Annotated in this window: 14 protein-coding genes; 9 read left to right on the plus strand and 5 right to left on the minus strand. The window is 38.2% G+C overall.

The window, feature by feature from the left end; genetic code table 11:
- The first annotated feature begins 28 nt into the window (after positions 1–28).
- The gene (locus tag H6G57_RS12835) at positions 29–874 is read left to right on the plus strand and encodes a PHP domain-containing protein (RefSeq protein WP_190519111.1); all 846 of its coding nucleotides are present in this window, start codon (positions 29–31) and stop codon (positions 872–874) included.
- On the opposite strand, the gene H6G57_RS12840 is transcribed toward H6G57_RS12835, so the two are convergent.
- Both H6G57_RS12840 and H6G57_RS12845 read right to left on the minus strand, forming a co-directional pair.
- Positions 825–2,255: a sensor histidine kinase gene (locus H6G57_RS12840; protein WP_190519113.1), complete on the minus strand. Its 1,431-nt coding sequence runs from the start codon at positions 2,253–2,255 to the stop codon at positions 825–827. The genes H6G57_RS12835 and H6G57_RS12840 overlap by 50 nt on opposite strands.
- A 239-nt stretch (positions 2,256–2,494) precedes the next feature.
- Positions 2,495–3,598 carry a GGDEF domain-containing protein gene (locus H6G57_RS12845; RefSeq protein ID WP_190519115.1) on the minus strand — a complete coding sequence of 368 codons (1,104 nt, stop codon included), beginning with the start codon at positions 3,596–3,598 and terminating at the stop codon, positions 2,495–2,497.
- Between the two features lie 210 nt (positions 3,599–3,808).
- On the opposite strand from H6G57_RS12845, the gene H6G57_RS12850 reads away from it, so the two are divergent.
- Positions 3,809–5,248 carry a DNA methyltransferase gene (locus H6G57_RS12850; protein ID WP_190519117.1) on the plus strand — a complete coding sequence of 480 codons (1,440 nt, stop codon included), beginning with the start codon at positions 3,809–3,811 and terminating at the stop codon, positions 5,246–5,248.
- Positions 5,245–6,201, plus strand: a complete 957-nt coding sequence (locus H6G57_RS12855) for an AvaI/BsoBI family type II restriction endonuclease (RefSeq protein WP_199314259.1) — start codon at positions 5,245–5,247, stop codon at positions 6,199–6,201. Before H6G57_RS12850 ends, H6G57_RS12855 begins: the two co-directional genes overlap by 4 nt.
- 15 nt (positions 6,202–6,216) lie before the next feature.
- Here the strand turns inward: H6G57_RS12855 and H6G57_RS12860 are convergent, their stop codons facing one another.
- The 3 genes from H6G57_RS12860 to H6G57_RS12870 all read right to left on the minus strand — a co-directional run bounded on the left by H6G57_RS12860 (position 6,217) and on the right by H6G57_RS12870 (position 10,333).
- Positions 6,217–7,251, minus strand: a complete 1,035-nt coding sequence (locus tag H6G57_RS12860; protein ID WP_190519121.1) for a hypothetical protein — start codon at positions 7,249–7,251, stop codon at positions 6,217–6,219.
- A 153-nt stretch (positions 7,252–7,404) separates the two neighbouring features.
- Positions 7,405–9,072 carry a hypothetical protein gene (locus H6G57_RS12865; protein WP_190519123.1) on the minus strand — a complete coding sequence of 556 codons (1,668 nt, stop codon included), beginning with the start codon at positions 9,070–9,072 and terminating at the stop codon, positions 7,405–7,407.
- Positions 9,073–9,100: 28 nt separating this feature from the next.
- Positions 9,101–10,333, minus strand: a complete 1,233-nt coding sequence (locus H6G57_RS12870; protein ID WP_242048967.1) for a glycosyltransferase family 4 protein — start codon at positions 10,331–10,333, stop codon at positions 9,101–9,103.
- A 61-nt stretch (positions 10,334–10,394) separates the two neighbouring features.
- Here H6G57_RS12870 and H6G57_RS12875 point away from each other — a divergent pair, with 61 nt between their 5' ends.
- The 6 genes from H6G57_RS12875 (at position 10,395) to H6G57_RS12900 (ending at position 19,124) form a co-directional block, all read left to right on the plus strand.
- A complete protein-coding gene (locus H6G57_RS12875; protein ID WP_375539518.1) occupies positions 10,395–10,532 on the plus strand; it encodes a hypothetical protein in 138 nt (45 codons plus the stop codon).
- Positions 10,533–10,723: 191 nt separating this feature from the next.
- A complete protein-coding gene (locus H6G57_RS12880) occupies positions 10,724–11,677 on the plus strand; it encodes a glycosyltransferase family A protein (protein WP_190519125.1) in 954 nt (317 codons plus the stop codon).
- Positions 11,678–12,042: 365 nt separating this feature from the next.
- Positions 12,043–15,867 carry a PAS domain S-box protein gene (locus H6G57_RS12885; RefSeq protein WP_190519126.1) on the plus strand — a complete coding sequence of 1,275 codons (3,825 nt, stop codon included), beginning with the start codon at positions 12,043–12,045 and terminating at the stop codon, positions 15,865–15,867.
- A gap of 70 nt (positions 15,868–15,937) precedes the next feature.
- On the plus strand, positions 15,938–16,522 hold the full coding sequence (locus H6G57_RS12890) for a hypothetical protein (protein WP_190519128.1): 585 nt from the start codon (positions 15,938–15,940) through the stop codon (positions 16,520–16,522).
- Between the two features lie 107 nt (positions 16,523–16,629).
- The gene (locus H6G57_RS12895) at positions 16,630–18,234 is read left to right on the plus strand and encodes an iron uptake porin (RefSeq protein ID WP_190519130.1); all 1,605 of its coding nucleotides are present in this window, start codon (positions 16,630–16,632) and stop codon (positions 18,232–18,234) included.
- Positions 18,235–18,335: 101 nt separating this feature from the next.
- Positions 18,336–19,124, plus strand: a complete 789-nt coding sequence (locus tag H6G57_RS12900) for a HipA family kinase (RefSeq protein ID WP_190519132.1) — start codon at positions 18,336–18,338, stop codon at positions 19,122–19,124.
- Positions 19,125–19,153: the final 29 nt, after the last annotated feature.

Genomic DNA, 19,153 nt, shown 5'->3' on the forward strand with positions numbered 1-19,153 from the left:
GCAGTTTCCTAGAGATTTGATTACACCGATGTTAGAACTTCACTGTCATACAACCTACTCCGATGGCCAACTCACCCCAACTGAATTGGTGATTACCGCCGCAGAAGTTGGAGTTAAAGCCTTGGCTATTACAGATCACGATACTTTATCCGGTTGGGAAGAAGCTTTTCAGGCGGCAGCATCCTATAATATTGAAATTGTACCCGGTGTTGAATTATCAACTGTTTACAATGAACGATCGTTACATATTTTAGGGTTTTATCCCGATAAAAATAAACTTGAAAATCCTCTCAAAGAACGTTTAAATGGACGTAAAAATCGAGCCAATCAAATCCTAGAAAAACTAGCTCAACTTGGTTATCCCATTGAGTTAGAAGCAATGGGAGAAGGCGTTGCAGCAGCCCGTCCCCATATTGCTAGGGCACTGGTAAAAGCGGGTTACATTCAGTCTCCCCAGGAAGCTTTTGAACGCTGGTTAGGAGAACATAAACCTGCCTTTGTTCAGTATGACAAATTTTCCAGTCTTGATGGAATTCAACTGTTAAAATCCTGTGGCGCAGTTCCGGTTTGGGCGCATCCTTATTTATACCAAGGGGGAAAAGTTGAAACGGTTTTTCATGAATTATTAGAAGCCGGATTAATGGGGATTGAAGTGTATCATCCTCATCATAGTGATTCCCAAATTCAACGGTTAGAAAAACTCTGTGAAGCTTACGGTTTATTAAAAACAGGGGGGAGTGATTATCATGGGGGAGGAAGTGCTTTAAATCTATTTAATTTATCCTTGAATTTATTAGAACCGATTAAACAAACTGCTTATAATCTTAAAGAAGGGGTAATAAAATCTCAAATTCCGTCCCCACACCTGGGGTAGAAATAAAATTCAGTTGACCTCCATGTTTTTCCCGAATAATTTGGTGACTAATAGCTAATCCTAATCCGGTTCCTTTTCCGGCTGGTTTAGTGGTAAAAAAGGTATCAAAAATTCGAGATTGAATTTCAGGGGGAATTCCGTTTCCATTATCCCGAATCCGAATTGATAGCCATTCTGAGTTAACATCAATCTCAAGAATATCTTGGTCAATTGCTTTTTTGTAAGTTGGGAAAGAATACAATAAACGATTTTCTTGAGAAAGTTGAGCTAACCGAGCCGGATAGATTTGATCTTCAGATAGCATTTTAACTTGAGTATGAATCTCAATTCTAGGAGATTTTTGACCGTTTTGTTTTCCATCTTCTAACGCATCAATCGCATTAGAAATCAGATTCATAAACACTTGACTAAGTTGACCAGAATAGCACTTAAATAAAGGAATATCATCATAATTTTTAATCACTTCAATTCCTTGCTTGAGACGATTTTTTAGGATTAATAATGTGCTATCAATACAATCATGTATATTGATTTCTCGGCGTTGATTTCCATCCATGTACGAAAAACTATGCAAATTATTGACAAGTTGACTCAGACGTTCTGAACTGACTAGAATACTTTTAATCGCTTCTCCTAAGTCTTGTTGTAGAAATTCAAAATCAATTTCGGCTTTGAGATCATCAATCAAAGCACAAGGTTTTTCAGTATTTTCCTCATAGGTTTTAATCAACTTCATTAAATCTTGATAATAATTCAATAGACAGCCAGAATTACCTAAAATACAACTAACTGGGTTTCTAATTTCATGGGCTACTCCAGCCACCATTTGTCCTAAACTGGCTAACTTTTCGGTTTGAATCAGTTGAGATTGAGCTTGCTGACGTAATAATTCAGTGGTTAATTGATGAATATGAGATTGAGCAACTAATAACTGTTGAGTATCGAGAAGTTGATACCGATTTTCCGTTAACTGAACGATAATAGGTTCATACAATAATTCAGGCGATCGCTGTACTGCTTTATGGGCTGCTTCTACAATTAAAGTCTTTCCAGGTAACACAAATAACTCTACTTGAGCAAATCGTTGTAATGAACGAATAGAACGTTGTAAAAACAATTCTCGTCCGTAGGGACGACTTAACTGTTCTAAAAATCGTCGTCGAGAAATCATCCCCGTAAATTCACCGTCTTCTTTTAAAATTACGCCAGGAATTAAGGGATTTACTTCTAACTTTTTAGCGAGAATCATTCCCTGTTCCTTGATGTCAACTTGAACATCATACAAAGAGAGATCTTGGAGAGTAGATTCTAGCTCTAAGTTATGAATGGATGAGAAAGGAAGGGGTGAGGATGGCGTTTCCATAGGCTGGAGATTGACCATAATTATATTAAGGGTAATTGATTAAAATTTAACTGATAGGATAAGGGATGCTTTTTAACCCTGAAAGCATTTTATTCTATTTTATTCTATAATTTATAGTTTGAAGCGAAATTTTTAATTTAATCTGTTATTAATCTTTTTACCTATTTTTAAACTAATCAGTGCTGAATAGTCCCTAAACCCAAAAGACCTGGTTCAAAAGAGAATTGAGTGTTGATTTTAGCTATTTTGCTAGTCTTCTAGGAATTTTGTAGGGAAATTTGGGAACTTAAAGCCCAAAAGTAAGGATGTTTCATACTGGAACAGACCACCTGATCCCGTCCTTGATTTTTAGCTTGATATAATGCTTGATCGGCTGCAATAATTAAATCTCCTGGTGTTTTAATCTTACTAATGATTTCTGAATGACCAAATTCTACAGTAGCAATTCCTAAACTGATTGTGACATAAGAACTCACGGAAGAACTTTGATGCTTAATCTGAATTGCTTTAACATTATTTCGCATTTTTTCAGCAATTAAAATAGCTTGTTCTTGGGCGACTTTGGGTAAAACAACTACAAATTCTTCCCCTCCATATCGAGCGACTAAACCTTGATCTGATGTCAAGGTTTGTGCAATCACTTGAGCAACTTGTTTGAGACAATCATCACCAGCATGATGTCCATAGGTATCATTATAGGCTTTGAAGTAATCCACATCAGTAAAAATCAGAGAAAGTGGAAATTCAGTGGATTCAAGTTGTAACCATTGTTGCTCAAAATATTGGTCGAAAAAGCGACGGTTAGCGATCTGAGTTAATCCATCTAAGCTGGCTTTGATTTGTAATTCATGATATAATTCTTGCAAAACTTGATGAGCTAATTGATGAATTTCTGACTGAGCAAGTAACAGTTGATACATATCAATCAGTCGATAGGTTTGAGGTGCAAGTTGGACAACAATGGGTTCATAAACTAAATCAGGTAAGCGCTGTAAAGCTATTTGAGTCGCTTCTAAAATTGGAGTGGAACCAGGCAAAATTAAAATGTCTTTTTTTTCCCAGCGATACAACAATTTTAAAGAACGGTTGAAAAATAGTTCAATCCCATAGGGACGGCTTAATCGTTCTAAAAAACGTCGTCGAGAAATCATGCCAAAAAAGGTTTTATTTTCGGTCAAAATTACCCCAGGTAATGAAGGATTAGAATTAAAGGATTTAGCGATAACTCCTCCAATTTCTGAAACATCAACTTGAAAATCATATAAGTATTGATTTTGAAGGGTTGATGATAAGTCAGCATAGGGAGTAGAAGTGATAGGGTAGGACAAGTTGTATAAATCAAATCCGTTGGAACTTAGCATAAAATGTTGATGTTGTTTGTAAAGATATGATGTTCTGAAGTAGATCAGGTTTCTCGGACTCCCAGATCAGATTCATTCTTCTCTATCATAACCAAGTTCTAGCAGAATGGTAGTTGTCAACCTCCATTCAGAGCAAGCTTAAACTGGAATTATTTGGATTTTTGTGATAGTATTAATAATAGTTTTACTGATCTTTTAACTAATACACCTGTGTTAATAGAACCCCTTTCTCAAAATTGTAAAAACTTACACCCATCTCGTATCAATAAAATTATAAATTTAGATTGTCAACTGAAAGAGTATTTCTCAAAACAGTTATTTTTAAAACCTGAATTAAGTAGAACTCTAGTTAGTTTTCAAGCGAATAAAACTCAGGCTCTTTATCGTTGCTTTAAATATAAAGAAGCCTTTTCAGTTCCTCTTGTTGAATATTTTCTGAAAAAATATCAGATTAATCAAGGTAATATTTTAGATCCTTTTGCAGGAAGTGGGACAACTTTATTTGCAGCTAATTCTCATGGGATTAATACAGATGGGGTTGAATTACTTCCAATTGGTCAGGAAATTATTAAGAGTCGAAAAATTATTGATTGTGATTTAACTCAAGAAGATTTATCAAGAATTGAATATTGGAAAACCACAAAACCTTGGTTAGAAACAAAAGAGTTAGATCCTTTGCTAGAATTGAGAATTACAAAAGGTGCTTATCCTGAAGAAACAAAAGGATCAATTGAAAAATATAGGGGTGCTTTACAACTAGAAGCTGAACCCGTAAAAACTGTGTTATGTTTTGCTTTATTATGTATATTAGAAGAAGTGAGTTATACTCGTAAAGATGGTCAATATTTGCGATGGGATTATCGTTCAATTCATAAACAAGGTAAAACACCTTTTAATAAAGGAGAAATTCTTAGCTTTGAACAAGCCATTGTTAACAAATTAGATGAAATTATTCAAGATATTCAGCCTTCTAGTCAACAATTAGAACTTTTTTCTATTTCTACGAATCCAGATCAAGGAACACTTAAACTTTATAACGGTTCCTGTTTAGATATTCTACCTACCTTACCTGAAAATGTCTATGATGCTGTCATTACTTCCCCTCCTTATTGTAATCGCTATGACTATACTCGAACTTATGCTTTAGAATTAGCATTACTGGGGGTGAATGAAAAAGAACTGGTAAAACTTAGACAACAAATGTTAAGCTGTACTGTTGAAAATAAAGCCAAGGATTTATTAAAGATGAATCCAGGTTGGAAAACGGCTCTTGATGTAACCCATAATCAAGAACTGTTGCAATCTATTTTAAATTACTTACAGGAACAAAAAGAACAAAATTTATTAAATAATAATGGTATTATTAGAATGATAACAGGTTATTTTTATGAAATGGCTTGTGTAATTCAGGAGTGTGGTAGAGTGATGAAACCTTATGCACCTCTAATTCTAGTTAATGATAATGTTCGCTATGCTGGAATCAGCATTTCTGTGGATTTAATTCTCTCTAAAATTGCAGAAGATTTAGGATTTTATATTGAAAATATTTTAGTCTTACCTAATGCAAAAGGAAACAGTAGTCAGCAAATGGGGTTACATGGGAGAGACGCTTTAAGAAAGTGTATCTATATTTGGAGAAAAGGCAAATGACAACTCAAAAAACCTATCTTCAACATTTAACAAGGAGTGAGGATCTGATTACAGAGTATCAAGCAACTCGATCAGGCTTTGTTGCTTTAGCTTTGGAAAAAAACCGGAGAGCAACTCCTTTTATTGAACAAGCAAGAACCCTCAAGCTATTTGCTTCTCAGGCTACAATACCGACGGATCTTTTAGCAATTACAGATATACAACCTGCTTTACTAACAGCAGCAGGACTCTCGGATAAATCTATTAAATATTTAGAAATTCAAGATAAAATCGATGCCATTCAAGGATTAATTAAAAACTTTTTAGAACCCGCAGGAGCAAATTTTATAGAAGAGTTAGTTTTTAGATTTTTACTAACACGAGGAGATACATTAGGTGGTGCAATGCGGAATGCTGGCGGAATTCTAGCACAACGAAAACTAATTCGTACCTTGATTTCTATATTAAGAATTTCAGGAAAATCTTATCGATGGTTACATTCTGCAACAAATCAATGGATACAAATGCTAGAAGATGACTCTGATATCGAGTTATATTTAAAAGGTTTAAGTTGGAAACATGAACTCGAATACCGCACTTTAATGTTTAATCGAAAAGTTAATTTAGTAGGTAATAATGTAGATTTGTGCATCTTGAATTGTACTCCAGAAGAACTGACTCAAAAAGAACAATTACCCTCCAGTTATATTGCATTAGGAGAACTCAAAGGCGGAATTGATCCAGCAGGTGCAGATGAACATTGGAAAACAGCACGAACAGCGTTACAGCGAATTATCACTGCATTCTCAAAAATAGAACTTAAACCCCATACCTTTTTTATTGGTGCTGCTATTGAAAGAAATATGGCTAGAGAAATTTGGCATCAACTTGAAAATGAACTATTAGAAAATGCAGCCAATCTGACTAATGATCAACAAATGGTTTCTATCTGTCGATGGATATGCCATCTGTAGGATCAAAAGTCTATTTTACTCATTATCCGATAGAATTTGTAAACGAATTCTACCCTCACTACCATCCCCTAATTGCACTTCAATAATTTGACCTGCTAACTGTTCTAAACAGCCTAAAAGCGATCGCAAATGGGGGGTACTTGCTCCTGTATCCACATATAATCGATCCGCTAAACTTCCGACTCGTTTCCAACTACTATACAATTTAACCATCGTTTGTTCGAGAACAGTGGCTTGTTTAACTAAATCAGAAGCTGTATTTAAACATCCCACCCGTAACGCTTCTTCTAAAGCCATTTCCATATCCACAGAAGACTGATTTAAGGCTTGAACTTGAGCCGCAGCATCCAAATATTTCGATAAATTTTTGGCTTCCGATGTTAACTGTTTAATCGTATCAACATCAGGATTTTCTACCATTTCCCGTTGCAATTCTGTAATGTGTGCTTCGGGTAATTTTTCCATTTCTCGAACTAATGGCGCAAGATACCGAGGCGGCATGGAACCCTCCGTTGCTTTTTCCCGAATTTCATCAGGAATTAAATCAGAACTCATCGCCGTCCATTCATCATTTAATTGTCGAACTTCACGACGAGTAATGCGATCGCCTTTACACGCCGCATCACTGACCATTTGTTGAACTTCTGCGGGTGCTTTTGCAGTTTCTACAAAAGCTCGTTTACTAAAATTATTAATTGCATCGGGGTTAAGATGACCTTGAAGTAATAAAGTATCCGCACTATTTGCTAATTCAATTAAAGCGTAGGCTTGACTTTTGCTAATTTCCCGTTCTTTTAACCAATTTAAAAAGCCTGTCCCCCGTCCCTCGCCGCCTTTTTTCTCGCGATCACGAACCACTCTTAAAATTCTGCCTCGCCAAATTTCCGTTTGCAAGTCAAAGCGATCGCAAACTTTCCAAGCGACATCAATTTGGTGTTCAAAATCCAATTCAGGAATTTCTGCTTCTGGATCAGGAAGTTCAAAATGCAGATCCTGAAATTCAGCTAAAACCTGGACAAGTTCATCGGGAGTTTGGGGACTGTCGGCCATCGGACGCACGCTTAGTTGGGAGACTGCCGGATCATTATTGCACAATTAGGCAACCTCTGACGTTATCGATCAAAGATCAAAAGCCAAATCCAGTTTTATTCGATAGGAATTAAACAGCCTGTGTGCTACATTTATACACCCTACAAGATCAATTTATTCGATTAATTTAAAGAGTAATTCTAAAATTTCTTTGCGATCTTTTTGATTAGTTTCGGGTTGTTCATCTAACCAAGTGATCGCTTCATTTCTTCCCTCTTCCGCCGCAATCATTAAAGTACCCCAGGTTTTTAAATCCAGTTGATCGGGTTTTTCTAATAAAGCAGCATTCAGACGATTTTTAATCCGTCCTCCATTAGATCTTAATAAATTAGCAATTTCTTGTTGATTCCCTGGATTATTTTTTAACACCTCTAACGCCTCACTCCAGCGTCCATCAATTAAACTTGCTAAAACTTGTTGACTGGGACTCGCCCAGGCTGCAATGGCTTGCGCTTTAGTAATTTTAGCATGAAATTCAATTAAATCTAACTGCCCTTGAACGGCGGATGACCATTTTAAAGAAGATTGATTTCCAGAAACAATATTTTTTTTCAAGGGTTTAATTAAATCTAATGCTGGCGACCATAACCCACTTCTAGCTAATCGTAAAGCTTGTCGATAATTATAATCATCTAAGAAGACTTCATCTAAAGAAATAGCCGTTAATTGAATCGGATTTGGAATAAATTTAAAGGGTTGAACTTGATAAATACTAAACTGAGGTTCTAAGCCGATAGTTTGTTCAATTAATAATTCCGGGTCTTTTCCTCCCGTAACTTCCTGCCAGATTGGTTGCTGTCCGGCGGCACTTTTCCACTCTAACATCATACTCAAATGATGGTGATTGGGATTGTAATGAATAATCTGTCCGTAGGGAACAATTTTGTCCCCCATAACTCGCTCACTATTAAGATTAAACCAAAGCCCCATTTGAGGAATTTTGCCTTTAAATGGAGTTAATCGCGTTAAGGGAAGTGGCTTATTAGAACCTTGTTGATTGGATTCAGTTCCAATTAAAGATGCAATTACAAAAGATTCGGCTGGGCCTTGAGTATCAAGTTGTTGAGTTAAGCGATAATAGGAAGTGGTACCTGGTCGTTGATAGGGCATTTGCACCGCTTGATAAAGTCGCAATTGCACGATTTCCTGACACACTCCTTCACAAGGATGAGTCACACTAGATTTGCGAGTTTTTAACACGGGAATTAATAGATCGGGTGACTCTTGAACCCAGGTTTTTGAAGCAACAAATGCCGAGGGAAGAGGCAATAAAGCAGCTTGATTTTTGGCTACGGAGTTAGGAGAATTCAGTTGCGGTAAGGCAAAAGATTTGCCCGCAATTAACCCCTCTTTTTTCAGGGTTTGACTAATTTCTGCTAAGGTTTGAATTGAGTCCCGGCGTTGCAGAGGAATTTGTGTCCACGCAGGTAAAAATTGATTCAGCCAAATTCCTACATCAGGATTAACAATCAGTTGATAACTAAACCAAGCACATCCGCCAATTAAGGTTGAGCCTCCCAACAATAAGGTAAAGGCAACCCCATCCGCGATCCATTTTTTCCACAATCTCCATAGCGGTTGACCTCCCCGTTTAACCAACGGTTTTAAGGCCTTGGGTGATGACGTTTTCCCAGAAGCCAAAACAGCTTGTTGAGAACGTCGAATTTGACGACGCTGTAACCCTGATGGAGCCTGGGGTTTACCCGGTTTGGCTTTGGGTTTTAGGGGTTGACTCTTTTTTCGCGCAGAGGGTTGATGACCTGTCTCTAAAGGATTCATCATGAAGATTTAGAAGTAAGATGGGGTTATACTAACGGCGGAGCAATACTTGTTCATAAAGTTCTCCGGCTCGTTCCCAAGTATATTCAGTTTCAATTAATAATCGCCCATTTTGCGACAATTGGTGTCGGAGGTTAGGATGTTCAAACAATCGGCTAATGGCTTCCACATATTCAGCAACGGAGTTAGCGCGTAAGGCTCGATGGGGATGATTTGGCCCATCAACGGCCAATCCTTCTAAGCCTCGGTCACTGGCCACGACGGGAACTCCTGCGGCCATTGCTTCTAGGGTTTTATTTTTAATCCCATATCCACTGCGTAAGGGGGTTACACAAACCGTTGCTTGATGTAAATAATCCACCACCTTCGGAATGCTTCCAGTGACAATTACACCGGGATAATTGGCTAATTGTTGAACCTCTGGTACGGGTCTTGCTCCTACAATGGTAAAGGTTGTATCAGGATAGCGTTCTTGTAAAATGGGTAAAACCTCTAAGCTAAAAAATCGAGCCGCATCGATATTATGGGAAGCATCCATCGCACCGACAAAGGCTAAGTTATGATTATTGGGATCTTGCGATCGCATGGGAAATAATTCTAAATCAACGCCATTAGCAATCACATGAATTTGACCTTGAGGGTTAAACTCCTGAAACTGTTTTTCATCATCATCGGTGGTCACGACTAAATCCTGAAATTTCGCAGCATAGCGTTTTTCATACCGTTCTAAGAGTAAATTTAAGTAAATGCGATCGCGTTGAGGATTGGGAGAAGCCCCCATTTCTAAATGATTACGAGTCCAACCCACCAAGGAACTATGAATATTAACAACGGTATGAACTTGGTTTAGATAGGACGGTCGAATATAAATTTCATTAACACTATGTTCACAAGTAATGATATCAAATTTGCTTTGTTGAATTCCTTGATCAATCCAAGTTTGTATCTCTTTAGAGTAACGATAGAGAACATTAGGAGGCGTACTTTTTATTAAGGAATTTAAAAACCGTCCCACTTTACCCATTCCTGAAGAACCAGGCTCTGGAGGAAGGGGAAAAACCATGAGTTGACTGACCCATTGACGCAATTCTTCAACATCGTGATCACTCACCCCTGGATGTCGTTGGGTGACTAAGGTAATATTGTGGTGAGAATGTAGATATTTCAGCAAGTTAAACGTTCTAATCTCGGTTCCGCCTCGACTGGGGGGATAGGGAAAGGTTGAAGAAATCATTAAAATATTTCGAGAATCATCTGGCATCATAGAATTTACTGAAACCTTAGTTTAAATTGTTAAGAGCTTGATCAACACGAGGAGTTAATAGATGCAGTCTCGGGGCATTTACACTTTAGCAAATGATGTGGTTTTTGACCAGTTAGTCGCTTTACTCAATAGTATTGAGGTTAATATTAGTCCTGATATTCCCGTTTGCGTGATTCCTTCTCGAAAACACGATGTTTGACAAAAACTGATGTTGAAAGCTAGACGCTTTTCGCCTTTTTCTTTCAATTAAGCTGTTCCCTGCTATGAATTTAGTTTCCTACAAAATGGAATTTAGGTTATTGCCAATCATTTTTGAGTGAGTTATTATACTATTGTACAAGTTTTAGTCAATTGTACAACCTGTTTCAGAATTAAGCATTCAATCAATTTATGACTTCATTCAATATTTCTACTGCTGAACCTTTATTATCAATTGTTACAGCAACATTAGGGAAATTTTCGGATTATTGGTTAGAGCAATTGTTGAAAGTTAAAGGGAATGTGGAATTTATTTTGGTTTATCCTCCTAATACTCCTATTCCAAACTTTCCCGATCCTCGAATAAGAGTTATTATCAGTCCTTTCAAAGGGGAAGTGATGCAAAGAATGACGGGACTCCTGAATGTCAATACTGAATACGTTATCGCTCTGGATGATGATGATTTTATTCATCCTGATATTTTAGAGCTTACCAGTAACTATTTCGCTCGGTTCCCTGAAAGTTGGGTATTAAGATTAGCAATTAAAAATATTGACTACCAAGATGAAGCAGAAATTCAGAAAGAATGGTCGGCTATTCCTAATATTGATCAACTGGAAGTTATTAGCAAAACTCCTGAAAATCCATATCCCTATCAAAAAGGGAATTACAAAGACTTACTCGCTATCCCCATCGTTCCTCTTAATAATAAGTTAGATATTCTCTTGCTAATTAATCAAAAAAGAACCCGAAAAGATAGGGAAGGAATTCATTTTGAGAATTTTAATAATAAAGTTTGGAAAACAGTTCAAGTTAAGGAATCTTTAGAAGATTTTAGTCAAACCCTAAAACTGATGAATGCGTTGACCTGGATTCCAAGTTGGAGCTTAGATCGGACTTTAGGTCTATTTATCCAAGCTAAATTCTATGAACCTGAAAAAATTATGGGTCATGCACTACCCAAACCCGAACAAATTCGATACATTCTCATGCAGAAAAAGGGTTTTAGAATCTATTTATCATCGGATATATTGTTAATTAAAAGGTTTCCTCAGTATGCCTATCTATGGAATCTTATTTTTTCCCAGTTAGATCAAATCCCTCGATTTTTATTCTCAAGGCTAAAATCAATTTTACAAAAGTAGATCGGATTTTGACCCGGTTAACCCTTGAATGATTTCTTAAATCCTTTCTAGGGTTTTAATAGAGAAGACATAAATTACGTTCCTATATTGACGCGACCACAGACAACCTAGGACTTGTGACAATTTGGAAACCAGCACATAGTTGTACTCCAAGCCGAGTTCCCATCTGTTATTGTTTAGAGTAGATAACACCCATAACACCCCCTATGCACCGCTCTCGCTTCTGAGCGGTGTTTTTGTAGACAGCATTATTCATTGATGGATTTATGGGAAGGGTCATAGGAATCATATCGAAACATTAGGGATAACATAGAATCAGCGCCAGAACTTTAAACTCCTTTTCTCCCTATTCCCTACTATAAAATATGAACACAGATTTTACTAATTCCTTACCTAAGTGGCTGAAGTTTATTCAGCGTTATCGCGCCAGTCTGATTATTGGAATTCCCATATCAAGTTTAACCATTGGTTTGGTGATTGTTGCGATCTTTCAGTACCAAAGCCAAGAGGCGAGAAATCGAGTCCGCCATAGTTATCTTGTCCGTAATCAAGCTCAAGAGTTGTTAACTCAAGTTTTAACCGCCGAAATGGGGGTTAAAGATTATGCGTTAACTCGTCAAAAGCATTATTTAAACATTTACCAAGAAACCTTAAAAAATTTACCATCCTCTATCCAAAAACTTAAAGATTTAGTTGCCGAGAAGTCCAATCAAACTGATCAAATTCAAAAGCTTGAAACTGCTATTAATCAATCCCAAGAACTCTTAAAACTTTACTTAAATACGACTCAATCTCCTAATCCATCCCCAAACCAGTCGCTATTTTTACAAAATCTATTAAAAAAGACGGGGATACAAATGCAGATTACTCGTCAAGATATTAATCAATTTATTAGCGAAGAAGAACGTCTACTCGAACTCGGCAGAAGTCTCCAAAATCAGCAAACAAAATTGATTTGGATTTCCATGTTTGTTGTCACAGGAATGGGTATAATTGGTTCAGGATTTGCCATTTATTTAATGCAGAAATTAGATCAAAAGTTAGCCGTCCAAATTGCTAAAACCCATGCTCAAGAACGTTTATTTAGAGATACATTTGAACAAGCTGCTGTCGGCATTGGTCATATTTCTCTGTCTGGAAAATGGCTAAAAGTTAATCAAAAATTCTGTGATATTGTTGGCTATTCCCGTGATGAGCTATTAAGATGTAAGTTATTTGATATTACTCATTCTGATGATGCTGAGGCTGAATTATATTTGTTTCAAAAGCTTATTGATCAAGAAATTCCTAGTTATTCAATTGAAAAACGCTATCTTCGGAAAAATGGTTCAATTGTTTGGATTAATTTAACGGTTTCTTTGGGGTCATGGTTAGAGCGATCACCCTACTGGCAAGGGGAAGAAAAACGCTATGGGATTACGGTAATTGAAGATATTACATCTCGCAAAGAATTAGAATTAGAACGCGATCGCTTTTTTGAATTATCCGTTGATTTCTTAATGATTGCCAACCGAGATCGAAAATTAAAGCGGGTCAGTCCTTCTGCGGAAAAAATTCTGGGTTTTACGTCCCAAGAATTGCTACAAACCTCCTTTCTATCTCTGGTTCATCCCGATGATTTAAGTTTTGTTGAGGCGACGATTAGTGATGAAAATACTCAAGAAGCGTTGATTGTTTCTTTTGAAACCCGATTACGATGTAAAGATAATACCTATAAATGGATTGCTTGGAATTGTGTTCGGGTTGCTAGTAGTGGATTAATGTATGGAACAGGTCGAAATATTACCGAACGAAAACAAATAGAAGATGCCATTGAACGAGAACGTCAACAATTGCGACAAATTATTACCCATGCTCCCGTTGCCATGGCAATGTTTGATCGAGAAATGGGTTACATTGCCTATAGTGATAAATGGCTTTCTGATTTTGGTTTGGTTGGATTAAAACAACAGTCTTCCCCCCTTAAATCTCCCTACCCTGAAGCTTTTCCTAAAATGCCGGAATCCTGGAAAAATGCGTTTAAACAGGTTTTAAAAGGGGAGATTATTTCCAGTGCTGAAGATGTGTTTTATGATGCAGATGGCACAAAAGGTATTATTCGTTGGGCGATTCATCCTTGGTATGAACCGAATGAACAAATCGGCGGTGCTGTGATTGCAGCTGATCGCATTGATGAGTTAGTAGAAGCACGGGAAGCGGCTTTAGAAAATGCTCGAATTAAGTCTCAATTTTTAGCGAATATGAGTCATGAAATCCGTACTCCAATGAATGGGGTGATGGGGATGGCGGGATTATTATTAAAAACAGAATTAACCCCTAAACAACAGGATTTTGTTCAAAGTGTTCGGATGAGTGCGGAACATTTATTAGCGATTATTAATGATATTCTGGATTTTTCTAAATTAGAAGCTGGAGAAATGAAGCTGGAAAGCTTAGATTTTGATTTAGAAAATTGTTTAGAAACGGTTATTGATTTAGTCGCTACTCAAGCGGAAGAAAAAGGGTTACAACTGGCGATTATTGTTGATTTGGAAGTCCCCCGTCAGTTACGCGGAGATCCGGGTCGCGTGCGTCAAGTCTTATTAAATTTATTAGGAAATGGAATAAAATTTACCTCCCAGGGAGAAGTAGTAGTGCGGGTTAAGCAAGTTTCTAGCACCTCTAAAATGACGTTATTACGGTTTGAAGTTTCTGATACCGGAATTGGGATTTCTCCTCAAGGACAGGAAAAACTCTTTCAATGTTTTTCTCAATTGGATGCTTCCACCACTCGTCAATATGGTGGAACTGGATTAGGATTAGTCATTTCTAAACAATTGGTGACTTTAATGGGGGGAGAAATTGGGGTTGAAAGTCAGTTAGGTCAAGGCTCTAAATTTTGGTTTACGGCTCAATTTTTGACCGGGGAAGCGACAAAAAATCGCGCTGTCCCCCCCAGTTTAATGAATTTAAAACTATTAGTTGTTGATAGTAGTGCCACAATTCGTCAAGCTATTCGCTATTTAACTCAATCTTGGGGAATGCAGTTAGATGAAGCCATGAATGGAGAATCAGCATTAACGTTATTACACCAAGCGGCGACTCAAGGGGAACCTTACCATGCGGCAATTTTTGATCAACAATTATTACGGGGAAATGGGGAAAATGTGGCGGAGGTGATTCGTAGCGATCGCAATTTATCCCAAACTAAATTAGTTTTAATGACGATGATGAATCAACGGGATCTCGCTGAACAAATGTTACAGCAAGGAATTGCCAGTTATTTAATTAAACCTGTCAGAGCTTCTCGTTTATTTGATGCGTTATTGACTGCAATGGCGAATCAAATTTCATCCAGTTTGCAACAACAACGTCAAGAAGCTTGTTCCTATCGTCAGGAAAAAGATACCCAACCCAAACCTCCCTTACAGATTCTCTTAGCCGAGGATCATCCCATTAATCAACAGGTGATTTTAAATCAATTAAGTTTATTAGGATATGAAGCAGATTTAGCTAATAATGGGCAGGAAGCTTTGGAAATTTTGAGTCAAAAAACCTATGATGTTGTGTTTATGGATTGTCAAATGCCCTTGTTAGATGGGTATGCAACAACTCGACAATTAAGATTACAAGAACATGATCGTCGTCATACGATTATTATTGCGCTGACCGCCCATGCGTTACCTGCGGATCGAGAAAAATGTCTGGCTGCGGGGATGGATGATTATCTGAGTAAACCCGTTGAACCCGAAGATTTAGAAGCGGTTTTAATGAAATGGGCTCAGGTGATTCATTCTAAAAGTCACCAACCCCAAATTTTAGGAACTTCAGGATTAATGAAGGCAAAAATTCCTTCTAGTTCTGCGGATCAAACGCCTTTGAATGTCGAACGTTTGCGAACAATTTCTGGCGGGAAGAAAGACTTTCAGCAAAAATTATTAGCCGTTTATTTAGACCGCACCCATCAAGATTTTAGTCAGATTGAAATCGCCATCAGCGATCAAGATTTTGCCACTCTCCGACAATATGCTCATCGCCTCAAGGGCTCTAGTGCCAATGTGGGAGCAACCATTATTTCTCAACTGGCTTATCAACTGGAAAATGCGACACAACAGCAAAACCTTTCCCTGTGTTCTAAACTGATCAGGAAAATTGAACAGAATTTAGAAACCCTGAAAGTCTATATTGACGAGTATTTGAATCAGATTTAACAGACTTTACCCGCAATTCGATAAAATCTTAAGATAATGAGTTGCTCGATTTGTGATTTCCCTAAGTTCTATGACCCAGGATGTTCGACAGTGGCTAGACGAAATTAAACGCTTGAAACAACAGTTGGCACAAACCCAACGGGAACTGAATGCGGCGATCGAAAGTTCTGACCAATGGCGACAACGCTACAATATCGAAGCCCAGCAACGACGCCAAGAAGCGCAACGATATTTAGAACAAGTAGGGGAACTGCGGGGAGAATTAGAACGATGGCAACGTTTATCTCCCCTTCCCAATGAGTTACAAGTGCGGGTTGCAGTTCGTCAAGAAATGGATCAGTTAAAAACCTTGGATGAGGTGAAAGCTAAATTAATTGAAGCGATGTTAGAACGCGATCGCTCTCGTGAACAGATTCATCAACTTGTCGAAGCTTTAGAAGCCGAAAAAGCGGCTCATCTGGAAACCCGCAATAGTTTAACAACAGCGTTAGGCGATACGGTTGATTTACTCACTAAAGCTCAAAATCAATCTCAATCTGCAACCACTGTGTTACCGACGTTAATAGCAAATCAGTCAGAGTATTCGTCTTCTATTGCTCAACTTCCCGAAGCTCAACAACCCTTACCTCAATTACCGCCTATTGAGGAGGGATAGGGGGACAAGGGGAAGAGGGGAAATAATAGACACTCCTTTGGTGAAACTCGAAACCCCACTGAACAGGCAAGATGCCTGTTCCACTGACCTGTTAACAGTCAACAAAAATGCGATATAGATTTTTTGAGAAATGGGTGATAGGGTCGATGAGTTTGGCGATGGGACTGAATGGCTATTTAACAGTTTTAGCAGCACCGGAACCCCCAATAGATACCACTGAAACCATTCAGGAACAAATCGAACTTGCTGATCTTGATAATAATACGGAGACGAATGATAAGGTATTTAATGTCACTTCAGTGTCTTATTTATCAGATATTAATCCGGGGGATTGGGCGTTTCAAGCTTTGCAATCTTTGGTGGAACGCTATGGCTGTATTACCGGATATGAGGATAACCGTTATCAAGGCAATCGCGCCTTAACTCGATTTGAATTCGCTGCCGGATTGAATGCCTGTTTGTCTCGGATTAATGAGATAATTGCATCTAATACAGGACATTTAATCACCTCTGAAGATATAACCCTTTTGCAACAACTACAAGAACAATTTGCGCCAGAACTCAGCGTTTTAAAAGGTCACTTAACTGCCTTAGAAGCTCGTACAGCAGAAGTTGAAGCCAATCAATTTTCCACCACAACAAAACTCACCGGGGAAGCCATTACCACCTTCTCTAATGGGTTTAGTGGGTTGGTGGATGGCAATCATATTCCAGTGGTTCAACATCGAGTGCGACTGAACTTTAGAACCAGTTTTACAGGTCAAGATAGCCTCTATTTTCGGATGTTTGGGGGAAATGCGCCTCAATTAGCTTTACCCGGAGGTTCCGCCGAGGGATTAACCACCGTTAATCTCACTTATCCTAATGATGAGATTCGCGCAGGTCGTCTCGCTTATTCCTTTCCCGTGAATTCCCGACTTTCCGTTAATGCGATCGCCACAGGTGGTGTATTATTTGATCTCGCCCCTACCCTGAGCCCGTTTCTGGAAAGTGGAACCAGTGGGGCGCGAGCGTTATCAGAATTTGCCTCATCAAGTCCTATCTATCGAATTGGGGGAGGTGCAGGAATAGCCGCTAATTACCAACCTAATCCTCAATGGATTTTCAGTTTAGCTTATTTAGCGAGTAATGCCCACAATGCTGGAAATGGAGAAGGTTTATTTAATGGTGAATATACCGCTTTAACCCAAATTCGTTGGAGTCCAAAACCCAAATTGGGCATCGGTTTAACCTATGTAAATGCTTACAAAAATAGGGGTGCAATTTTTGATTTTGGGACTACATTTCCCTTAGTTGAAACCTGGGAAGCTAATAAACCCTTTTCCCAAATGATCACCAATTCCTATGGATTAGAAGGATTTTATCAATTTAGTCCCCATTTTGCCATAAATGCTTATTTAGGTTATACCCAAGCTAAAAATTCTCCTGGGAATGGCAATGCGGATATTTGGTATTATGCCGTTGGCTTGGCTTTTCCTGATATTGGTAAAGAGGGAAATTTAGGGGGTTTAGTCATTGGTGCAGAACCCTATCGCAGTGATAATCCTCCTCCGGCTAACGATGTCCCTTTTCATATTGAAGCGTTTTATAAATATCGATTAAATGATTATATTGCGATCACTCCTGGGTTAATTTGGTTAACAGCACCTGCCCAAAATAATAATAATGATGATGCAGTTATTGGTATTGTTAGAACAACCTTTACATTTTGAACCCGGATTAAAATCTGCTGTTAATAAGTGAAATAGTCTTGTTTGTGTGTTCCTGCCTATATTAAGCTAGTTGAGATGACCTGACTCTTTAAGGTTAATTTGTGAACAGTAAACCAACCCACCAACAACAACGAGAACAATGGAGAGATGCTTTAGAATCTGCTATCGCTCAACCAGAAGAACCTCTGCTTGTTGAACATTTCCTAAAAGCTTGGAATACCTCAGCCCGTCCAGCTTTATTTCGGTGTTATGACAACCAAAAGTATATGATTAAAGGTCAACAAGCAGGTCGTCAGATTGTCAATGATCAAATTGTGGCGAGGCTAGGAATCACAATCAACGCGACCGTTGGCTACCCTCGAATTGCTGAAATTGATTCTGATCTATCAGAAGCGTATCCTGAACTGGATTACCTTACCCCTGGAACAGCACACGCTACTCTTTTTATTGAAGGTTGTCAGGATGAGAGGGATCTAACCAAGTTTTACACTGAGCAAGTAGAAAATATTCCTCAGTTTGCGAGTTTGTGTGTATTGTATGGTTGGGTTTTAGCCAGGGATCATCAGTTTATCTTTGAAAAACAGTATCCTAATCGAGTTTATTCTGTCGATCATGGTCATTTTTTCCCTGGTGGGCCAAACTGGACTCAGGAAACTCTCAGTCAAGCTCCTGCTGCTGAGTTAGATACTCGTTTACGCATACTCTGTTCCTTCAGCCACGAGTCCCCAGAAATCAAAAACGCTTTAGAACAACTTGATCAAGTTTCTGAAGATAAAATTATTCAAGCTGTTGCAGCACCTCCTATCGAATGGGGGCTTACAATAGAAGAACGAGTTACGATGGTGGAATACTTAGTCAAGAGACAACAAGAGTTAATCAATCTTCTATAATCCATTCAAGCAAGACATAACGGCCAAGC

The organism is Planktothrix sp. FACHB-1365 (assembly GCF_014697575.1).
Classification (GTDB): domain Bacteria; phylum Cyanobacteriota; class Cyanobacteriia; order Cyanobacteriales; family Microcoleaceae; genus Planktothrix.